15 protein-coding genes are annotated in these 19,865 nt (G+C 43.2%); 7 read left to right on the top strand and 8 right to left on the bottom strand.

Annotation, left to right across the window (positions count from 1 at the left end; translation table 11 throughout):
* Window positions 1-5: 5 nt before the first annotated feature.
* The 4 genes from IH598_11020 (at window position 6) to IH598_11005 (ending at window position 3,758) form a co-directional block, all read left to right on the top strand.
* Window positions 6-1,706 carry a S41 family peptidase gene (locus tag IH598_11020; GenBank protein ID MBE0639041.1) on the top strand — a complete coding sequence of 567 codons (1,701 nt, stop codon included), beginning with the start codon at window positions 6-8 and terminating at the stop codon, window positions 1,704-1,706.
* Window positions 1,707-1,931: 225 nt separating this feature from the next.
* Entirely contained in the window at window positions 1,932-2,420 is a 489-nt protein-coding gene (gene cdd, locus IH598_11015) for a cytidine deaminase (protein ID MBE0639040.1), read from the top strand.
* Window positions 2,421-2,457: 37 nt separating this feature from the next.
* Complete coding sequence (locus IH598_11010) at window positions 2,458-2,877, top strand: acyl-CoA thioesterase (protein MBE0639039.1); 420 nt, start codon at window positions 2,458-2,460, stop codon at window positions 2,875-2,877.
* A gap of 5 nt (window positions 2,878-2,882) precedes the next feature.
* Window positions 2,883-3,758, top strand: coding sequence for a ChaN family lipoprotein (locus IH598_11005; protein MBE0639038.1), 876 nt, complete (start codon window positions 2,883-2,885; stop codon window positions 3,756-3,758).
* Between the two features lie 93 nt (window positions 3,759-3,851).
* Here IH598_11005 and IH598_11000 read toward each other — a convergent pair whose 3' ends face one another.
* From IH598_11000 to IH598_10990, 3 genes are all read right to left on the bottom strand, one after another.
* Window positions 3,852-5,090 carry a T9SS type A sorting domain-containing protein gene (locus IH598_11000; GenBank protein MBE0639037.1) on the bottom strand — a complete coding sequence of 413 codons (1,239 nt, stop codon included), beginning with the start codon at window positions 5,088-5,090 and terminating at the stop codon, window positions 3,852-3,854.
* Between the two features lie 132 nt (window positions 5,091-5,222).
* Complete coding sequence (gene trxA, locus IH598_10995; GenBank protein ID MBE0639036.1) at window positions 5,223-5,525, bottom strand: thioredoxin; 303 nt, start codon at window positions 5,523-5,525, stop codon at window positions 5,223-5,225.
* Between the two features lie 11 nt (window positions 5,526-5,536).
* Window positions 5,537-7,318: a M28 family peptidase gene (locus IH598_10990; GenBank protein ID MBE0639035.1), complete on the bottom strand. Its 1,782-nt coding sequence runs from the start codon at window positions 7,316-7,318 to the stop codon at window positions 5,537-5,539.
* Between the two features lie 143 nt (window positions 7,319-7,461).
* Here IH598_10990 and elbB point away from each other — a divergent pair, with 143 nt between their 5' ends.
* Window positions 7,462-8,103 carry an isoprenoid biosynthesis glyoxalase ElbB gene (gene elbB / locus IH598_10985; GenBank protein MBE0639034.1) on the top strand — a complete coding sequence of 214 codons (642 nt, stop codon included), beginning with the start codon at window positions 7,462-7,464 and terminating at the stop codon, window positions 8,101-8,103.
* Window positions 8,104-8,151: 48 nt separating this feature from the next.
* Here the strand turns inward: elbB and IH598_10980 are convergent, their stop codons facing one another.
* Window positions 8,152-9,543, bottom strand: coding sequence for a hypothetical protein (locus IH598_10980; GenBank protein MBE0639033.1), 1,392 nt, complete (start codon window positions 9,541-9,543; stop codon window positions 8,152-8,154).
* Window positions 9,544-9,561: 18 nt separating this feature from the next.
* Window positions 9,562-11,235 (bottom strand): hypothetical protein, encoded by a 1,674-nt coding sequence (locus tag IH598_10975; GenBank protein MBE0639032.1) that lies wholly within the window; start codon window positions 11,233-11,235, stop codon window positions 9,562-9,564.
* A gap of 157 nt (window positions 11,236-11,392) precedes the next feature.
* On the opposite strand from IH598_10975, the gene IH598_10970 reads away from it, so the two are divergent.
* The gene (locus IH598_10970; protein ID MBE0639031.1) at window positions 11,393-12,109 is read left to right on the top strand and encodes a hypothetical protein; all 717 of its coding nucleotides are present in this window, start codon (window positions 11,393-11,395) and stop codon (window positions 12,107-12,109) included.
* Window positions 12,110-12,209: 100 nt separating this feature from the next.
* Window positions 12,210-14,984 (top strand): T9SS type A sorting domain-containing protein, encoded by a 2,775-nt coding sequence (locus tag IH598_10965; GenBank protein ID MBE0639030.1) that lies wholly within the window; start codon window positions 12,210-12,212, stop codon window positions 14,982-14,984.
* A 58-nt stretch (window positions 14,985-15,042) separates the two neighbouring features.
* Here IH598_10965 and IH598_10960 read toward each other — a convergent pair whose 3' ends face one another.
* The 3 genes from IH598_10960 to bglX form a co-directional block, all read right to left on the bottom strand.
* The gene (locus tag IH598_10960) at window positions 15,043-15,843 is read right to left on the bottom strand and encodes a dienelactone hydrolase family protein (protein ID MBE0639029.1); all 801 of its coding nucleotides are present in this window, start codon (window positions 15,841-15,843) and stop codon (window positions 15,043-15,045) included.
* A 138-nt stretch (window positions 15,844-15,981) separates the two neighbouring features.
* Complete coding sequence (locus IH598_10955; GenBank protein MBE0639028.1) at window positions 15,982-17,580, bottom strand: sodium/sugar symporter; 1,599 nt, start codon at window positions 17,578-17,580, stop codon at window positions 15,982-15,984.
* A 55-nt stretch (window positions 17,581-17,635) separates the two neighbouring features.
* On the bottom strand, window positions 17,636-19,864 hold the full coding sequence (gene bglX, locus IH598_10950) for a beta-glucosidase BglX (GenBank protein MBE0639027.1): 2,229 nt from the start codon (window positions 19,862-19,864) through the stop codon (window positions 17,636-17,638).
* Window position 19,865: the final 1 nt, after the last annotated feature.

The following is a 19,865-nucleotide window of genomic DNA, read 5'->3' as shown; positions in this document are numbered from 1 at the left end:
TTACCATGAAAAATTTTAAATCAGACGTAAAGCGGCTTTCCGCTATCGTATCGATATTCTTCCTCATTCCTGGATTATGGTCAATAGCTGCTTATGCCCAGGATCGTAACAATGATTTCGAGATCATAAAAAATCTCGATATTTTCACCGAAACATACAAGCAGCTCGACATCCACTATGTTGATCCGGTTAGCCCTGGCCAATTGATGAAATCAGGTATAGATGCCATGCTTGAGTCGCTCGACCCATTTACAAATTATATTCCCGAGTCGGATATCGAAGACTTCAACCTAATGACTACCGGCCAGTATGGGGGTATTGGAGCCCTGATACACAAACAGGGTGATTATGTTGTTGTATCAGAACCCTATGAAGGTTTTCCTGCTCACAAGAGTGGACTTATTGCCGGGGATAAAATACTGGAAGTGGACGGTCAGTCTGCAAAAGGAAAGAACACCGATGAAGTAAGTAAAATCCTTAAAGGTGAACCTGGCACTTCAATTAAGTTGCTTATCAGCCGGGAAGGAACTGAAAAGCCATTCGTGCTGGAGGTAAAACGCGAAAATGTTAAGATTGATAACATTCCATATTCGAGCATACTTAACAGCCAGGTAGGGTATATTAAACTTTCCGGCTTTACACAAAACGCTGCAAGAGAGGTAAAGAAAGCTTTTACAGATCTGAAAGAACAAAATGACATACAAGGCCTTATTCTTGACCTTAGGGGAAACGGAGGCGGTTTGCTCAATGAAGCTGTCGATATCGTGAACCTTTTTGTTGAAAAGGACGAACTGGTCGTAAGCACAAAGGGAAAAGACGTCTCGAAAAATAAATCATATAATACTACCGCAAAACCAATTGACACCGAAATACCGATCGTAGTGCTGGTTGACAGGGCTTCAGCATCGGCTTCCGAAATCGTTTCTGGAGCCATTCAGGACCTCGATCGCGGCGTGGTGATTGGTCAGCGGACTTATGGCAAGGGATTAGTCCAGAACGTGTTGCCATTGAGTTATAACTCAAAATTGAAGGTAACTGTGGCAAAATATTACATCCCAAGCGGAAGATGTATTCAGGCCATTGACTATTCGCATCGGGATGAGGACGGATATGCAGCCAAAGTACCGGATTCGCTCATATCGGAATTCAGCACAAAAGGAGGACGTAAAGTTTACGACGGTGGTGGAATAGAACCGGATATTGTCATCGAACCAGTGAAGTTTTATCCCATAACCCAGGCTTTATTTGGTGAATTTGTCATTTTCGACTTTGCCAACAAATTTGCCCGCGAAAACACTGAAATTCCTGAAGCCAATGCTTTCAAAATCACAGATGAGATATACAATGACTTTGTACAATATGTACAAGGCAGAGATTTTGATTATACAACATCAAGTGAGAAAACCCTGAAATCACTCAAAGAGATTGCGGAACAGGAAGAATACCTCAACAAGATATCAGCCGAAATAGCCGAGCTGGAAAAGAAACTCATGCATAACAAGTCGGAAGACCTGATCACACACAGAGATGAAATCAGCGAAATCCTGAGGATTGAAATCGTTACACGATTCTACCATCAAAAGGGCAAAGTTAAAGCCAGTCTGGTGAATGATCCTGAAGTTGACGAAGCTATGCGTGTGATCGAAAATAAAAAAGAATATTCGACTATTTTATCCAGTACAGCAAAAAGAGCTTCAATGAATTAGTGGCAGGCATAATTGCATTTGACGGATTTTTGTTGAAGAATGAAATTCCCGATTCTAATCTGTCAATTCATTAAGGTTTCATTTTTACGTGAGCTGCGCGGAGATATTGTAAGTTTTTCGCTACAAGTGGGAGGACCAGACCACAAGGGTTTCACTTTCTTTCCGAAATTAAATCTCTTTCAAAGAGAAATTGTATCTTCGCAAACAATACCGAAAACATGATACATGGAACATTTCAAAGTTTCACTCGATTTTGAAGTCTATCAAACCGTTGATGAGTTGAACGCAGATGACAGGGAGCTCCTGAATTATGCTGCTCAGGCTGCTGAAAATGCCTATGCGCCCTATTCGTTGTTTAAAGTGGGGGCTGCTGTTAGGCTTAAAAGCGGAAAAATTGTGACCGGTAACAATCAGGAAAACGTCGCCTATCCCTCCGGTTTGTGCGCCGAAAGAGTTGCTTTATTTTATGCATCAGCCAATTACCCCGGAGAGGGGGTAGATGCTATTGCGGTCACTGCCAAAGCGATAAATTTTAGCATTGACGAACCCGTTACACCATGTGGATCCTGCCGGCAGGTAATGATAGAAGCAGAAAACCAGAACGAGCATAAAATCAGGGTGATCATGCAGGGAGGGCAGGGGAAAATATGGATATCGAAAAGCGTTGAAAACCTGTTACCCATCGCTTTTAAGGCTGACGAACTGAAAAAGTAAACATCCGGCCGCTTTTTCTGTTTATCTTGAAACTTTTATGAATAGCATCATGCAACTCATTTCCACCAAAATCTGCAAAACCAGCGATATAGGCATTCACAACAACCTTTTCGGCGGAACTATGCTTTCATGGATGGACGAAGCTGCCGGTACCATGGCAGCCGAAATGGCATGCACACCCAACATGATCACACTTAAAATGGATGAAGTGCTCTTCAAAAAACCAGTGAAAGTAAGCGACCATATCCGGATTTACGGCGAACTGCTTCATGTAGGAACTTCATCGCTTACCTTATCAATCATCGCAAAGAAATTTTGCTTTAAAAAACAGGCAGAAGAAACCGTTTGCTCAACAAAAATGCATTTTGTAAATATTGACGAAAACGGCCGATCGCATGCCATTGATGCGTCAATCAGAGAAAATTTACGCCATCTAATCAACCAACATAATTTTTAATCCACATGAAAAACAAACATTACCTGTTTCTGCTCATCATTTTCATTTCCTTTATCGCAATGAAATCGGGAAAGCCTGCCTACAACCTTTTTAACGCCAAAGGCAAGTCAGCCAAATACAATGATTTGGTTAAAGATGCTGAAAAAGCGGATGTGATTCTTTTCGGGGAACTGCATAACAATCCCATCAGTCACTGGCTCCAACTTGAACTGACCAGGGATTTGCACGCTGATTTGGGCCAAAAGCTTGTTTTAGCTGCTGAAATGTTTGAAGCCGACAACCAGTTGCTATTGGATGAGTATGTTGCCGGTACCATACGCCAGAAAAATTTTGAAGATGAAGCAAAATTGTGGAAAAACTATGCTACTGACTATAAACCTTTGGTTGAATTTGCCAAAGAAAACAAACTGAAATTTGTGGCTAGCAATATTCCTCGTCGCTATGCTTCAATAGTGCATCAACGGGGGTTTGAGGGATTGGATTCTTTGCCGCAGGAAGCCAAAAGATATATCGCACCTCTGCCAATAGCTTATGATCCGGAGCTACCGGGCTACAAAAGCATGATTGAAATGATGAGTGGAATGGGTGGCGGACATGCCAACGAAAACCTCCCAAAAGCCCAGGCGATTAAAGATGCTACAATGGCTCACTTTATCCTCGAAAACCGGCAGGAAGGACAGGTAGTGCTTCATTATCACGGTACGTATCACTCCAACAACTTCGAAGGCATTTACTGGTACCTGAAAAATCAATATCCCAATCTGAATATTCTTACTATCGCCTCTGTTGAACAGGAAGAAACCGACAGCCTTACCTCAGAGAATTCAAACCTGGCGGATTATACGATCTGTGTTCCGGCTACCATGACGAAGACCTATTAGAACTCACCTGAGTTAATATTCACCCAAATGATTACACTGCAATCGTTGCTAATTTTCTTATATTCCATCAACGATTTGACGGAAAGTCATCTTCTATTTTTTCACCAATAATCTGATCTTATTTGGACCGTCTGAACTAATAAAGTGGAGAAAATAGATTCCATCCGTTAAAAATGAAACATCCAATGCTTTATCCAGTCTGTATGTTCCAACTAAAACACCAGACAAGTTATATAGGCTGACTTCACTGCTGAATTGCGACTCATCACAAAAGGAGAAATAAACATAATCAGCAACCGGATTGGGATAAATTACAATTTCATCTTCGGGTTGGTTATCATCAATTCCCAGCCAGGGATCGGAATACTTCAGTACCTCTCCTATCTGCGTACAGATAAAGCCGGTCCCTTCAGGTGTGAAATCCATACTTCTGAAATGCTGCGCAGAGCCTGCCGTCATCTGTTCCCAATGCACACCGCCATCTGATGACCGGATTACTGTTCCTCCAAATCCACAGGCATAGATTCGATTTTCATCAAGCGCCTTCATTGACTGCAGGGATTCTGTGGTGGGTGTATTATCAAGGTAAATCCAGTTTTTACCGCCATCGAGGGTTTTATACAACTGTCCGATATCCCCACAAACAAAACCTGTCGAGTTGCTTACAAAACTAAATTCTCTCAACCACCAATTGGTTGTTGCACCGGGAAAGCTTTCAGGCTCTACCCAGTTGCCGCCGCCATCTTCGGTGTAATAAATAAAATTCAGCCCGCAGATAAAACCGAAATCTTCCGCCAGGAAATATATTTCCTCAATTGCTGAGATCAGCGGTGGGTTGATCTGTGTCCAGGTTTCACCCATGTTGGTAGTTTTAAAAATTGCACCACTGTTACCACACACATATCCTGTATGGCCAACGAAACTGATCCCAAAAAGATGGTCTCCGTTTGGAGCAACGGTATCTGCCAGCCAGGTTTCTCCCCCATCGAAAGTACTGATTACCAGACCATAATTACCGCACATCATCACAGTGTCTTCAGAAAAAATATGGATATCTTTAAAACGGGTGGCCGTAAAACCTGAACTCTGATCCATCCAGGTGGCACCTCCATCTGTGGTTTTATGGATATTGTAGGTACTCCCGTTATAGAGTGTAGAAACCGTATAGCCCACATCCTGATTGGCAAAACGGATGCAATGCAGGGTTTGGGAAGGTTGAAACGCTTTCACCATTATCCAGTCCTGAGCTGATAAAAGAATGGGAACAAAATACAAAAAAAACGGAACCAGAATTCTAATCGAAATTCTGCGGTTCAGGAAGAATTTTTTCATGCTGATCAGTTTTATGTTTTCAGGTGTAAAAATAAACAAAATTGTTTCTTTACCTGAAGATTTAAAAACTAACCACTACTGCCCCTGAAAAAATGGAACGCTGCTTAATGTAAGGTTCCACATGTCATACAGTTAGTTGACCGAATACTTTTCGATCAGTGCAGCGAGCTGTTGTGCCTGTATAACACCGGATTGCCTGTATTTAATCTGACCATTTTGAAAAATGATCAAGGTTGGAACGCTCACGATCTGATATTTTTGAGCAACAGCAGGGTTACGATCAACATCAATTTTAATGATCCGGGCTTTATCTCCGATCTTTTGTGCCAAATCCCTGAGAATTGGCGCCATCATCTTACAGGGTCCACACCATTCTGCCGAGAAATCCACAAGTACCGGCTTGTGACCTTTGATAATGTCGTTAAAAGTTTCCATCCAATTCTGCTTTAAAGCTGGATAATCAACACTTCATGCTTACTATCACGTATGACATCCACTGAAATCACCTGACCTGCTTCAAGGTTTTTGAGTCGTCCCATGTAATCATAAATGTTACCAACCGGATTGCCGTCGATAGCTGTAATGATATCTCCTTTACGCATTCCACCGGATGCTGCAGGTGCACCGGGACGGACTGCTTCTACTCTCAGGCCATCGTTTCCCGAAGAAGTCATGTCGGGCATAATGCCAAGGGTAACCTTAAAGTTATAACGGTGATCGCTGCGCGATGACGGGCCTGCTTCCTGAAAAGTTAGCATTTCGGGGCGGTCAGACAATTCTGAAATTAGCGCTGCACCGAAATCAAGTACATTTACCATGCCGTCAGCATTGATGCCAGTCTCATTATCGCGGGGGGTGTGATAATCGGCATGTGCTCCGGTTGAAATAAAAAATACAGGAATATTTTTCGCATAAAATGCAGCATGGTCTGAAGGACCGAATCCTTCGGCAGAATAACTCAGGGTGAGTGGATATTTGCCAGCAAGCTGATTTAGAATATCCTCAGTTTCCAAGGATGTTCCGGTTCCTCCAATCGAAATGGTATTACTTTCCTTCAATCTGCCAATCATGTCGAAGTTGATCATTGCATTCACATTTTTCAGGTCAATCAAAGGATTATTCACAAAGAACCGGCTACCAATCAATCCCATCTCCTCAGCGTCAAAAGCCACAAAAACAAGACTCCGCTGGGGTAGATTTTCACGTTTTGAGAAATGTTTTGCCAACTCGATAATTCCTGCCACACCCGAAGCATTATCATCGGCGCCGTAATGCACTGCGACGGTATCGGGCACGCGTGATCCTGAGCCAAAACCACCCAATCCGAGGTGGTCGTAATGGGCGCCAATTACAATAAACTGATCCTTAAGTATTTCATCCTGGCCTTCAATCATTGCTATCACATTGTAAGCAGCTGCCAGATCTTTTACCAGATCCACGTGCGAACTGATGGTAACCGGGATATCCGTTGTGACCGGTTGCTTCTTCATGGCAATTTCCGATTCAAGGTCAGCAATGTTCCGACCTATCGTTGAAAGTTCGGCATCTATTACCTTTCTTTTAATCTGGATTACGGGAATTCCAGATGTGGCCGGGCTTTTATCATAGGTTAATTTCAATAAATTGTCCTCACTATCAAGCTGTTCACCCGAAACAAAGATTACCCCGGCGGCGCCATGATCCTGAGCAATCATGACCTTGAAACGCTCATCAAAATTACCGGAAACCAGGGCAGTACCATTTTCCGATTTAGGCTCACCTCTAAGCATTACAGCCCATTTACCTTTAATATCAACTCCTGAATAATCGTTCCATTTGACACTGTCGTTTGAAATCTCCAGTCCATATCCCACAAAGATTGCTTCTGCGGTCAAAAAACCATTTTTGCTAAAAGGGAGTGGTGTGAAATCCTCCCCTATTTCGAAAGTTTGTTCTTTGATTTGCAATGCATTATCCAGCCCAAGAGAAATACCTGTAATAATTTCGAATTGTTGAAATCCACCATCGCCCATAAGTTGAGCACCGGATATAAGAAATTCGCTCCTGATGTAATCGGCTGCTATGAAAGCCTCCGGTGTACCCGACTTACGTCCTTTTAGCTCCTCGGAAGCAAGAAACCGGATGTGTTGTAAAGTTGTTTCCGGCGAGAAGCCGACAATGGGTTGAGCAACTGATGCAAAGCAGGCAGCAGTGATGGCTAAGGAGAACAGAATCCTCTTGAAGTTCATTGTTTTCAAATTTTTAAGATAGTAAAAAGATCAAAATCGTCATCAAACTGTTAGTTTTGCAAACATAACATCGCAACAATGAATTTGTTGGATGAAGATTGATTTTTAACCCCCGAAAATTTTAACCCAAAAATAGAAAATCTATGAAAAAGTTTGCAGTAATTCTTTCAGGATGCGGCGTTTACGATGGCGCCGAGATTCACGAAGCTACCCTGACCATGCTATCAATTGTTCAGCAGGGTGGTACCTACGAAATTTTTGCCCCCGACATTCATCAGCATCATGTGATCAACCACCTTACCGGGGCAGAAATGAAAGAGCAACGTAATGTCTTAATAGAATCAGCCAGGATAGCAAGAGGTAAGATCAAAGACCTTAAAGCATTCAAGCCTGATGATTTTGATGCATTGATTATGCCCGGCGGATTTGGGGCAGCCAAAAACCTGTGCAATTTTGCTTTTATGGGAGATGCCTGTGAAGTGAATCCTGATGTGGCATATGCTGTGAAAAGTACCCACGCTGAAGGAAAGCCTATTGGCGCTTTATGTATTGCTCCGGTCATTGTTGCAAGACTGATAGGCAGTTCTGAAGTAACAATCGGCCAGGATGAGGGTACAATTATAGGTATCGAAAAAATGGGTGGGAAGCATGTGAAGACTTCGCACGGTCAGGTGGTTCATGACAAAAAAAACAATGTTTTCACAACACCCTGTTACATGCTTAATGCAAACATCAGCCAGATTTACGAAGGTGCTTTCAATATTGTGAAAGCAATGATGGCATGATAAAAGTAAATGTAAAGTACCGGTTCATCGGTCAGAACAGAACCGGAATTAATCCTGCTTCAATTCAGGCTCAATAGCTTCCGGTTCAACAACCTGGTTATTCTTTGGTCTGATCACGATGTTGATCCCAAAATGTACTGAATAAAATCTCGCTGTATTGACAAACAATGGAGCAGTAACATTTTCGCTGATTAAGAAGAGCTGAACCGGTCCCAGATTGGCAGTGAGACCTAACCCCGGGGTGAAATAACTTCCTTTTGTAAAGGTATTGGAAACAAGAATACTCGCCCTATTGTTGAACGAATGTGAGTAAGCCAGGGTAAAGGTTGTCCAGTTTTGGTCTTTTAGAAATCGATTTCGCAGCAAAGCGCCAAACTGATCTTTTGGTGTAAGGTTGAAGTTTGCATTCAGGTTAAGCCATGCCGGAAGGGTAGTCCGGTATTCCAGCGCCCTCTCAGTAACTCCGATTTCATCTGAAATAGAGTCAAGCAAATCATTCAGCAATTCGTTATTAAACTCTTTGTCCTCAAAAAAGTCGCTTAACTCGAATCCTTCGAAAACAAACTCATTACCAGGATTGGTTGTCCGGTAATTTTTCAGGTTACTTTTCCAGTTTATGAATCCAATATTAAGCATTCCGGCAGAAACTGACCATTTGTCGTTGATTTGATATTGACCGCCGAAGTCAAAAGCAAAGCCCGGATTCTTATCGCCGGGTACGAGATCAACAATCGAACCTTCAAAATCATCAGGAATTGAAGTATTGATGTCGATATTGGAAGTGGCCTTAATTGTGAAGTCAGTAGAATCAGTAAGCAACTTAAAGCTGAGGTCATTTGTTGAAACATTGGCAATGCCCTGAAGCACTTTGATGTTCATCCCCACGTTGAGCTTCTCATCAATATTACGGGTGTATCCAAAAGCATATTCACGGTAATAGGAAAAATTGATTGCATTTCCGCTCAAATCAATTGTCTTACCTAAAAACTCCTCACTTCCATTACCATACAGAGCAAAGCGGATGGTTTCTTTGGTGATGGTGGAATTAAAATTGCCGGCATCCGACATACGAAAAGCAAAATAGTTCTTTTTCACCTTGAATCCCAATGAAAAAAGCTCAACCGTGGCATCGAAATTAATCGAATTTTTATCCTTGAGGTTGTCCAGCAGATAATCCCTGTCAAGGTAGATTGAATCACCTTGCTGCTGGAAAAGGTCATCATAATTCATGGTGTTTTCCAATCCGAACTTTACCGTAGAAAGCACTGGTATTGAAACATAAAGCTGATGGTCAGGAAAATTCGCCGGGTTCATATATCTCGATTGCGGAATTCCCGGGAGGAAATAGAGCGACCTGTCGTTTTGTGCATTTGTATTTGAAGTAAAAAACACAACCATCACAAGAAAAGCGGCGACTTTAAATAGATCTTGATTTTTCATTGCTCTTCAGTTTAAAGTTTAGTTTTTGATGTTTAATCCGGTGATTGCACCAACTTTCAGCGTCAGGCTGTAGTCGTCATATATTTTGGCCAACTCTCCATTGGTTGTTGACAAGCTGGCATTGAGCAGCATTTTTTTTGCTTCCAGAATTTTTTCCAACCGGGGTTTTTCAATTCTGATATCTGTCGTTTTTTTGGTTGACTTAATCACCTTAAGTTGAGGCGGAAGTCCTACCTCTCCTCCGGCAATTATCCTTTTATCAGCATCGTAAATGAGGGAATCAATGATTTGGAATTCTGCATCGGCGAAATAAAGCTGTATGCCTGCGTTGAGCGGAAATCCGTTTTCGGTATTGATTCTTACGAGGAGGTAATCGATTTCATCAATGGTTGTGCCCTCCATCCTGAAATCGAGCGTATCCTGAAGGGTTAGTAAATCGATGGCTGTGAATAATTTAAACTCAAGTGCAGTTGCAAACGAAATTCTGCTCGTATCCTGCAGCACATTTTGCGCAGTACTGTCGTCGTCTGCGTTAAGAATGGCGTCAAAATCGTAATAAAATTCACGGGGAGCCAGGTTTAGAAAGACCTCGGGAAAGTTGGTCTGGCCGAAATCGATTTTTGTATAAACACTCTGGCCAATTTGAGCCGGTGTTGGCGAAAGTATGTCAAATTCATTTTCCGTTCCTTCGCCAAAGAGGAAAACATCTGCATAAAACGGAGAAGTATAAGGAGAATAGGCCTGCAGCGTTTCAGCCTTAAATCTGATGGGGACACCAATTGCGTTGTGGGTTTCGACTACGAACATCAACGCATCCGGGCCAACTTCCACACTTCCACCAATTGAACTATTAAAAATATCGATGTTGATGGTGTCAATGAATTTAAAACTATCCATCCCCATGTAGCCATAAAAATCGCTGTACTTCATGTTTAGCATGTCGCCACTGATTTCCATATCGTAGGGAGACAGATTTGGATTTTGGTCACTTTCCACAATCAGCTCGCTGAATACATTGATCTTATTTGTTCCGCCGGATGTTTCCGGGTTGATGATCAATTTGTAACCATCCAGGTTCGTAACCACCTCAAAATCCACCCATTCCTGCTGCCCTCCCGGGTTGTCCAGCGAAAATTCGAGTTTAAGCGTTTCCCCCGACTGAACATGGATGAGTTCCGGAATGCTGAGGGTGAGTTGAGCATTATCTTTGTTCAGGTTCGTTTTGCCTTTGAAGGAGTAGGTTCCTGCTTTGAAAAATACAGAATCAATGCGCTTTTTATTTGCTGTTGAGTAAAAAGAGTACGAAAACTGCCCGCTAAGGGTGTCCGTATCACCAGATGAAAGCAGGTATAATGCGAACTCATGATCAAAATACCTGTTCTCGAGAAAGAAAAATTCCTCAGCCGGTGACGAAAACAACTGGTCGCTGGTATATACCAGGCTGATCAATCCTGCTTCATCCACATGAATAAATTCCTGGCTGGCCTCCGAAAAAAAATCATTCACAGCATAACTTGAATTGGCTAAAGGAATGGCATACTCCGGGTTCCAATCAGGAATTACCAGTTTATCAAAATCGAAATTATCCTGAAGCTTACTGCATGAACTCATGTAAACCACCGTCGCAGCTAAAAGAACTCCGAACAAAACCGGAACCTTTTTTAACCTTAGAAACTGTTGTAATGCACTCATAATTAAAGTTTAATGGTTTATTTTCTAGTTTTTGTATCTCTAACAAAAGTATATTTTTTTTAATCGTTATCATCTACTGATGTTTTCATTGAAAAATTTTCTTTCGAATCAGAATTTAAAGAATATGTTTGTAGGTATATTTTGAAATAAAATTGAGATGAAAAGGCAGGATTATTTCTTTTTGCTGGGCGCAGTCGCCTTCTTTTTACCCTTCGTATTGATTAAACCGGTGTTAGATTCTTACCATCAATTTAATGTAAACCATCCCTTCTGGATCAGTTTCATCAAATTTGCCATCCTTTCGACAACCGGTGAGGTGATTGGTTTGCGAGTCAGGACCGGGAGTTACCATCAGCATGGTTTTGGTATTGTTCCGCGGGCGCTGGTTTGGGGAATCCTTGGAATTGGAATCAAGATGGCTTTTATCATTTTCGGCGAAGGGGCGCCCCGGATGCTGGCTGTAATGGGCGTGAATTTTGGAGAGATGAAGCCGGCAGAAGTATTAAACCAGAACTTCTTCCAAACATTTTCAGGCCTTCAACTGCTCACTGCTTTTACTGTGAGTGTGACCATGAACACTTTTTTCGCCCCGGTTTTTATGACCATTCACAAGATCACCGATACCCACATTCTGGCTAATGGTGGAACCTTACGCGGGTTTTTCAGTCCAATTGCATTTGGTAAAATCATGAAAAATATGAACTGGGATGTGCAGTGGAACTTTGTGTTTAAAAAAACCATTCCGCTGTTTTGGTATCCTGCTCACACCATAACTTTCCTCCTTCCTGCAGAGTTCCGTATCTTATTTGCCGCCTTGCTGGGGGTGGTGCTGGGTGTTTTGCTTTCGATTGCCAGTCTGAAAAGCAGGGAGTGATTTCTGCGTAAGTGCAGACGAGGCAAACTTAGCCTTCACCATCTTATAAATCTTTGTACTTTTGTCACTTAATAAATCACGAATTTTAATCTTTTACACAATGAAAAAGCTATTTCTAACCCTTACAGTGCTGTTATGTTATCTTTTCTCATACAGTCAGATCACTACTGTTCCTGAATACCCGACAGACATGGATCAGGTGCTCCTAACATTTGATGCAACCGGTACACCACTCGAAAATTATAGCGGGGATGTTTACACACACACGGGCGTAATCATTGAAGGAAACACTAATTGGCAGCATGTGATCGGGAGTTGGAATAACAATGATACCCAACCAAAACTTACGAGTATTGGAAACAAAAAATACACCCTGACCATTGCACCAAATATCAGGGCATTTTATGGAGTGCCGGCCAGTGAGATCATCCGGAAGATGGCTTTCGTTTTCAGAAGCGCTGATAGCCAAACCCAATCTGCTGATCTGTTTGTAGATGTTTTCGAAGCCGGATTGAGCATCATCATCAGCCAGCCGGCAAGCGACAGGGTAATGATGGTCGAAAATGAGATTTTGCCCGTTGTAGCTGCCAGCCCACAGGCCGATTCAATGTTTCTCTATGTTAACAATGAACTTCATTTGGCCATTGAAGGAATTCAGATTAACTATGAAATCATTGCAACAAGCACTGCAGGTTATTGGCAGGATATTCCTGTAGAAGTGGTTGCAAAAAATGAGGAAAATTCAATTTCTGCTTCTTTCATTTATTTCGTTATTCCCGCACCCGAAATTGCCGACTTGCCGGCTGGGATGGTTGACGGGATTAACTATATCGACGACAACACCGTTTTACTTTCTCTTTATGCTCCTTTCAAAAGTTTTGTGTTCGTACTCGGTGATTTTAATAATTGGGAGCACAACGAGGATTTCTACATGAAAAAAACTACTGAAAGCAACCGTTACTGGGTTCAAATTAACAACCTGGTTGCAGGTCAGGAATACATTTTCCAATACGAGGTTGATGGTGAAATCAGGATTGGCGATCCTTACGCCGAGAAGGTGAGCGACCCCTGGAATGACCAGTATATCAACAATGCCACCTATCCCAACCTGATCAGCTATCCCAGCGGAGTGACGTCAGGCATAGCTACTGTGTTGCAGACAGCGCAAGAGCCTTACGAATGGCAGGTTACAAATTTTACCCCACCAGCAGTTGAGGACATGGTAGTTTATGAACTTTTAGTGCGCGATTTCACCGCGCTGCATACTTTCCAGAGCCTGATTGATACCATTGGGTATTTCAAAAGACTTGGCGTGAATGTGATTGAATTGATGCCAGTTAACGAATTTGAAGGAAACATTTCCTGGGGTTACAATCCGAATTACTACTTTGCCGTTGATAAATATTACGGTCCGAAAAACACGCTGAAAGCCTTTATTGACGAATGTCATGCCAATGGAATTGCTGTGGTGTTGGATATGGTGCTTAATCACTCTTTCGGTACTTCTCCCAATGTGATGCTTTGGTGGGATCAAGCCAACAATCGCCCTGCCGGTAACAGCCCATATTACAACACAATCGCAAAACATGACTTTAACGTTGGTTTCGATTTTAATCACGAAAGCCCGGCTACAAGAGAATTCACCAAGCGGGTCAACGACTTTTGGCTTACCGAATACAACGTTGACGGTTTCCGGTTCGATCTTTCAAAAGGATTTACCCAGAAAAATACGCTAGGAAATACAGGGGCATGGGGGAATTATGATCAGACAAGGATTGATATCTGGAATGACTATTCTGCAGCCATTTGGGAGACTAACCCTGATGCTTACGTCATCCTTGAGCATTTCGCCGATAACTCTGAAGAAACCGTACTTTCCAACAACGGGATGATGTTGTGGGGTAACCTCAACTACAATTACAATGAAGCCACGATGGGCTATAACGCCAACTCCGATTTTTCATGGATTTCTTATAAAAAGCGCGGTTGGAACGATCCACACGTCATGGGCTATATGGAAAGCCATGATGAGCAGCGTCTGCTCTATAAAAATTACCTTTATGGCGCCAGTGCAGCAGGTTACAGCACAAAAGACACCACCATTGCATTGCAGCGTATGGCACTGGCTGCTAACTTTTTCTTTACTATTCCGGGACCAAAAATGATCTGGCAGTTTGGCGAATATGGTTATGATGTGGACATTGATTTTAATGGCCGGACAGGTCCAAAACCTATTCGCTGGTTCTACCTGGATGACTGGCGGCGTGCTTATCTGTTCAATGTTTACGCTGCGCTGATTGATCTTAAAAACACTCATGATGTGTTCAGCACAACCGATTTTACCCTGAACGTGACAAGCTCAAGTAAGTCCATCATCCTAAAACATGGTTCAATGAATGTCGTAGTCCTGGGAAATTTCGGAACGACCGCCACAACTGTAACCCCCAACTGGCCAAGCCAGGGAACCTGGTATGAATTTTATACCCAGTCGGAGTTAAGTGTCCCAAACAACACCATTACTGTTAGTTTGGAACCTGGAGAATACAAACTCTTTTCGAGCGTGAAAATTGAAAAACCGGAATGGCTCAACACTTCGATTGAGGAACCAGGAATTTATCAATCAAGTGGTTGGTTTAGGGTTTCCCCAAATCCTTCGAAAGAAAATTTTTTATTTACCTTTAATTTGATTGATAATCTGGAAGTTTCGATCGATATTTATAATTCCAAAGGCCAGATAATCAATCAACAAAGTCAGTTTATGTCACCTGGAAATCAGATTCTCGAATGGAAATCGGGTCAATTAAAGCCAGGACTTTATCTGGCAAGGATCAGTGCCGGCCATCAGCAGGAAGTGATAAAGTTGATTTTACAATAAGAAGTCTCAATATTAGGGTTTTCTGAGTAAGCTGACCAGGCAGATCCACCCTTTTGTCTTAATGTTTTTTCCTTTTCGAAAAAACCCACTGCAGTAACTCCGGCTCCTTAAACGCATTTATCCAACTGGCATGTCCAACCCCGGGGTAAATGGTCAGCCGGGCGTCACCTCCGGCTTCATTGATTACATCCGCCATTTCGACGGAGCGGACAACAGGGACTACATCATCAACCTCGCCATGGAAAATCCAGAGGGAAGTCTTTCCGGCATATTTTACAGCGCTTTCCGGATCTCCGCCACCACAGATCGGAAAGGCAGCTGCAAACCAATCGGGCCTGAGGGCTAACAATTCAAACGTACCCATGCCTCCCATCGAAAGGCCGCCAACATACAAACGGTCAAGGTCAATCCATGGTTTTAGGCGGTATTCCTCCAGGAAATCGGTAAGCAAATGCATGATGGGGGTTGGCTCCAATTCTTCAGAAAAATTGAACTTCCGGTTTCCCTTTTCATCCAAAGTCCTTTCTACCGATGACCAATAATCTTCAACAGGACATTGCGGGACAAGCACAATTGCGGGAAAGTTTTTCAGGTTATCGGAAGTGGCAAAAAAATCAACGCCATTCCTGAGTTGTGCTTCATTATCATTTCCCCGTTCACCAGACCCATGCAGAAAAAGAAGAAGTGGATATTTTTTTGATTTATCGAAATCATCCGGGTACAAAATTCTGTAAGGAAGCGTGTCTGAATCGCTGACAAATACTGCTTTCTCGAAAAGAGATTTCTGGGCGCAGGATAAAAGTGGCAGGCCGATGAGCGCCAGGAGCTGTAGGATTTTTTTAAATAAAGGATTTTTCATAAAAGTGATGTTTGAATTTTCTATTGCAATACAATATTTGCTGACTGCGAATTTTCATTTAACGAAGAGGTATATTTGCGACCTATATCTACGATCATAAAGTGTGACCTTTAAACTCTTCTCTATCAAAAATATCGTTTACCACCAAACAGCATAAAGGACAATCAGAATAATGATGATACCAACAGAAGCCACCTTGAAAGCCTTGTCGGTGTGGAATTGCGATTTATGAATAGTGATCGCTTTGGTATGCACCTTGCTCCCCTGGAGGATGGCAAACAGCCAAATTAGCCCGACGCAGAGCAGGAAAACAATACCCATCCGGTCCATAAAGGGCATTTCTGGCAGGAAAATCTTGAACAGCAATGAAAAGGCGAAAGTTCCGATAGCTGCCGCCAGAGCGCCGTTGGATGTGGCTTTCCGATAGAAAAATCCGGCAAGGAAAATAGCCAGCGCACCAGGGCTTACAAACCCGGTGAATTCTTGTATGTATTGGAATGCCTGGTCAAGATTGGATAACAAGGGGGCGATAAAAATGGCGATCAGCAGCGCACCTGTGCTCACCATCCGACCGGTTCTAACCAGCTTCTGTTCTGATGCATGTTTATTAAAATACTCCCTGTAAACGTCCATCGTAAAGATCGTACTTACGCTGTTCATCATGGATGCGAGCGAACTGACGATGGCGGCCACCAGTGCAGCAAAAGCAAGCCCTTTTACTCCTGAAGGGACAAAACTATGGAGCAGCCAGGGGTAAGCTTCATCCGATTTGGCAATGTCAGCCTGCAGGGCGTAAGCAACAATTCCGGGAATGACCACAATCAATGGGAGCAATATTTTCAGGTAAGCTGCAAAGGCCAGCCCTTTCTGTGCTTCGCGGATGCTTTTGGCTGCCAGTGCGCGCTGGATGATATACTGGTTGCAACCCCAATAGTAGAGGTTGGCCACCCACATCCCGCCAATCAGCACGCTGATACCGGGAAGATCAAGATAAGCATCCTTCAGACCACCTTTCCCATCGGGAACCATCATTGAGCCTTTTTCGAGAATCATGTCAAATTTTTCGGGCACCATCACGAGCAATTGCCTGAATCCTTCAAGGAATCCACGGTCGCCACCCAGATAATTCAATGCGAAATAAGTGGTAAGCAATCCGCCCCCGACAAGGAAAACTACCTGCACTACATCCGTCCATGCAACGGCTTTCAATCCGCCGTAAATGGAATAAAGCGCTGCAAAAGCCGCCAACCCGATGATTCCGTAAAACATCGGCACACCCATGATGCGTTCCATGGCAAGTGCACCGAGGTAAAGAATGGAAGTAAGGTTGACAAATACAAAAACGATCAGCCAAAAGATAGCCATCACCGTTTTCACCCTTTTGTCAAAACGGGTTTCAAGGAACTGTGGCATGGTAAAAATTTTCTTTTTCAGGAAAATGGGAAGAAAGAAAACAGCAACAATCAGCAAGGTTAATGCTGCCATCCACTCATAGGAGGCTATGGCAAGACCGATGGCAAAGCCCGAACCTGACATGCCGATGAATTGTTCGGCTGAAATATTGGAGGCGATCAGCGAAGCGCCGATAGCCCACCACGGCAGTGCGCGGCCGGCAAGAAAATAATCACTTGAATCGGTTTCGCTTCTTTTTTTCCGGGTCGAAATAAACAAACCCAGTCCGATGATGATGAAGCAGTAAACTCCAAAAACGATGTAGTCAATGGTAGAGAATGTCATAGGGCAGAATTTTTTTGTGCAAAGCTAATTATTCAGTACAAAAAGCCACAAAAAATTATTTAAGTTCAAAAACTGCTGACTTTGTGTCACGTGAATTACCCCCAATATAAATACGAAATTCTCCCTTTTCAGCAGTAAAATGCATGTCCTGATCATAAAAAGCCAGGTCAGACGGTTTGATGGTAAATGTCGCTGTTACAGACTGACCTGGCTCAATCATTATTTTTTTAAAGCCTTTGAGTTCCCTAACAGGTCTTGTCAGAGAAGCAACTGCATCCTGAATGTAAAGCTGCACCACCTCTTCTCCGGCGATTTTTCCTGTGTTGGTTACTTCAACCGACACTTCGAGGGTCTCATAGTCAGTCATGGAATTTTTATCCAACATGATTTCTCCATACTCAAAAGTAGTGTAGTTCAGTCCATAACCAAAAACGTACAGCGGATCATTGGAGACATCGAGGTAATGGGATGTGTATTTGTTTTTGGGATCAAATGGACGCCCGGTATTTTTCGAGCTGTAGTAAATGGGAATCTGACCTACATTTTTTGGAAAGGTCACCGGCAACTTTCCCGATGGATTGTAATCGCCAAACAACACATCGGAAATGGCATGGCCGCCTTGAGTTCCGGGAAACCAGGCTTCAATAATGGCGGGAATTTTCTCATCAATCCAGTTGATCGTCAGAGGCCGGCCATTGATCAGCACAACTACGATGGGTTTTCCGGTTTTGTGTAATGCTTCGACCAGTTCCTGCTGAACGCCCGGCAACCCAATGTCAGACCTGCTGGCAGCCTCTCCGGACATCGAGGCGGCTTCACCAATTGCAAGAATGACCACCTCGGACTGCATGGCCGCTGCGATGGCTTCCGCAAATCCATCGGTTACAGTTCCGTCAATCTCACAACCTTTGGCAAAAATCAGATTCATTTCGGGTAGTTTCGCTCTCAACCCTTCCAGTAAAGTAACCGACTTTGATCTATCACCGGCTGCAGCCCAACTGCCATTCATCTCAATTTTGGCATCAGCCAGAGGGCCAATCACGGCAATGGTTTTGAGTTCTTTTGATAAAGGCAGCAAATTGTTCTTGTTTTTTAGCAAAACGATGGATTTCCTGGCTATATCCCTGGCCGCTTCAAGAAACTCAGGCGCCATGATTTCGTTTTGTTCCCGCTCATCGGAGCAATAGCGGAAAGGATCTTCAAATAAACCCAGCTGATATTTAACTTTTAAAATTCGCCGAACAGCGGTGTTAATCTGTTCTTCTTCAATGATATTTTGCTCAACCAGTTTAGCAAGTTCCTTCTGAAAAAAACCTGACTGCATATCCATATCCACTCCGGCTTTCAACGAAATTTCAGAGGCTTGCGCTTCATCTGTTGCCACGCCATGCTGTATCAACTCCATGATGGAAGTATAATCGGTCACCACAAAACCGTCAAAATTCCATTCATTGCGCAAAATATCGGTCAACAAAAACTTGCTGGCTGATGCCGGAACGCCATTCAGATCATTGAAAGCGGTCATCAGCGTTAAAGCACCTTCATCAACTGCTGCCTGATACGGAGGCAGGTAAACCTCGCGCAACATACGTTCCGACATATCCACACTGTTGTACTCTCTTCCGGCCTGAACAGCGCCATAGGCAGCAAAATGCTTTACGCATGCTGCCAGGGTATTGTTTGCTTTCAAATTTTCACCCTGAAATCCTCTAACCCTTGCACGTGCGATCAGGGAAGCGAGATAAGGGTCTTCGCCGGCGCCTTCCACAATTCTACCCCAACGAGGATCACGGGAAATATCACAAACAGGCGCAAATGTCCAGTTTAACCCCACAGCGCTGGCTTCGATGGCTGCAATGCGGGCTGATTTTTCAATGGCTTGTAAATCCCAACTTGCAGCTTCAGCGAGTGGAACCGGAAAAATTGTTTTGAAACCATGAATCACATCAAGTCCAAAGAGCAGAGGGATTCTCAAGCGGGTGTTCTTTATCGCAAATTCCTGAAGCCTGCGGGTGTTAATTGCTCCGTAATTGTTAAAGATTGCTCCTACTCTGCCCAGTTTGATGTCTTCCTCAATGTCTTTGCGTTTCAGTTGACCGGTTTGATCCATGTCGCCGGCAAACAGGGTCATTTGTCCGATCTTTTCTTCGAGGGTCATTTGTGCAAGCAGCCCCTCAACAAAATCTTCCATCTCCTCATTTACAGGTTGCTTTTTCCCTGAGGAACATCCAACCACCAGCAGTGAAAAACAGATAACGATCAGCAAATGCAATTTAGATCTCATA

It is taken from the genome of Bacteroidales bacterium, assembly GCA_014860585.1.
Lineage (GTDB): Bacteria > Bacteroidota > Bacteroidia > Bacteroidales > 4484-276 > RZYY01.
This window is presented reverse-complemented; position numbering and strand designations above follow the sequence as displayed.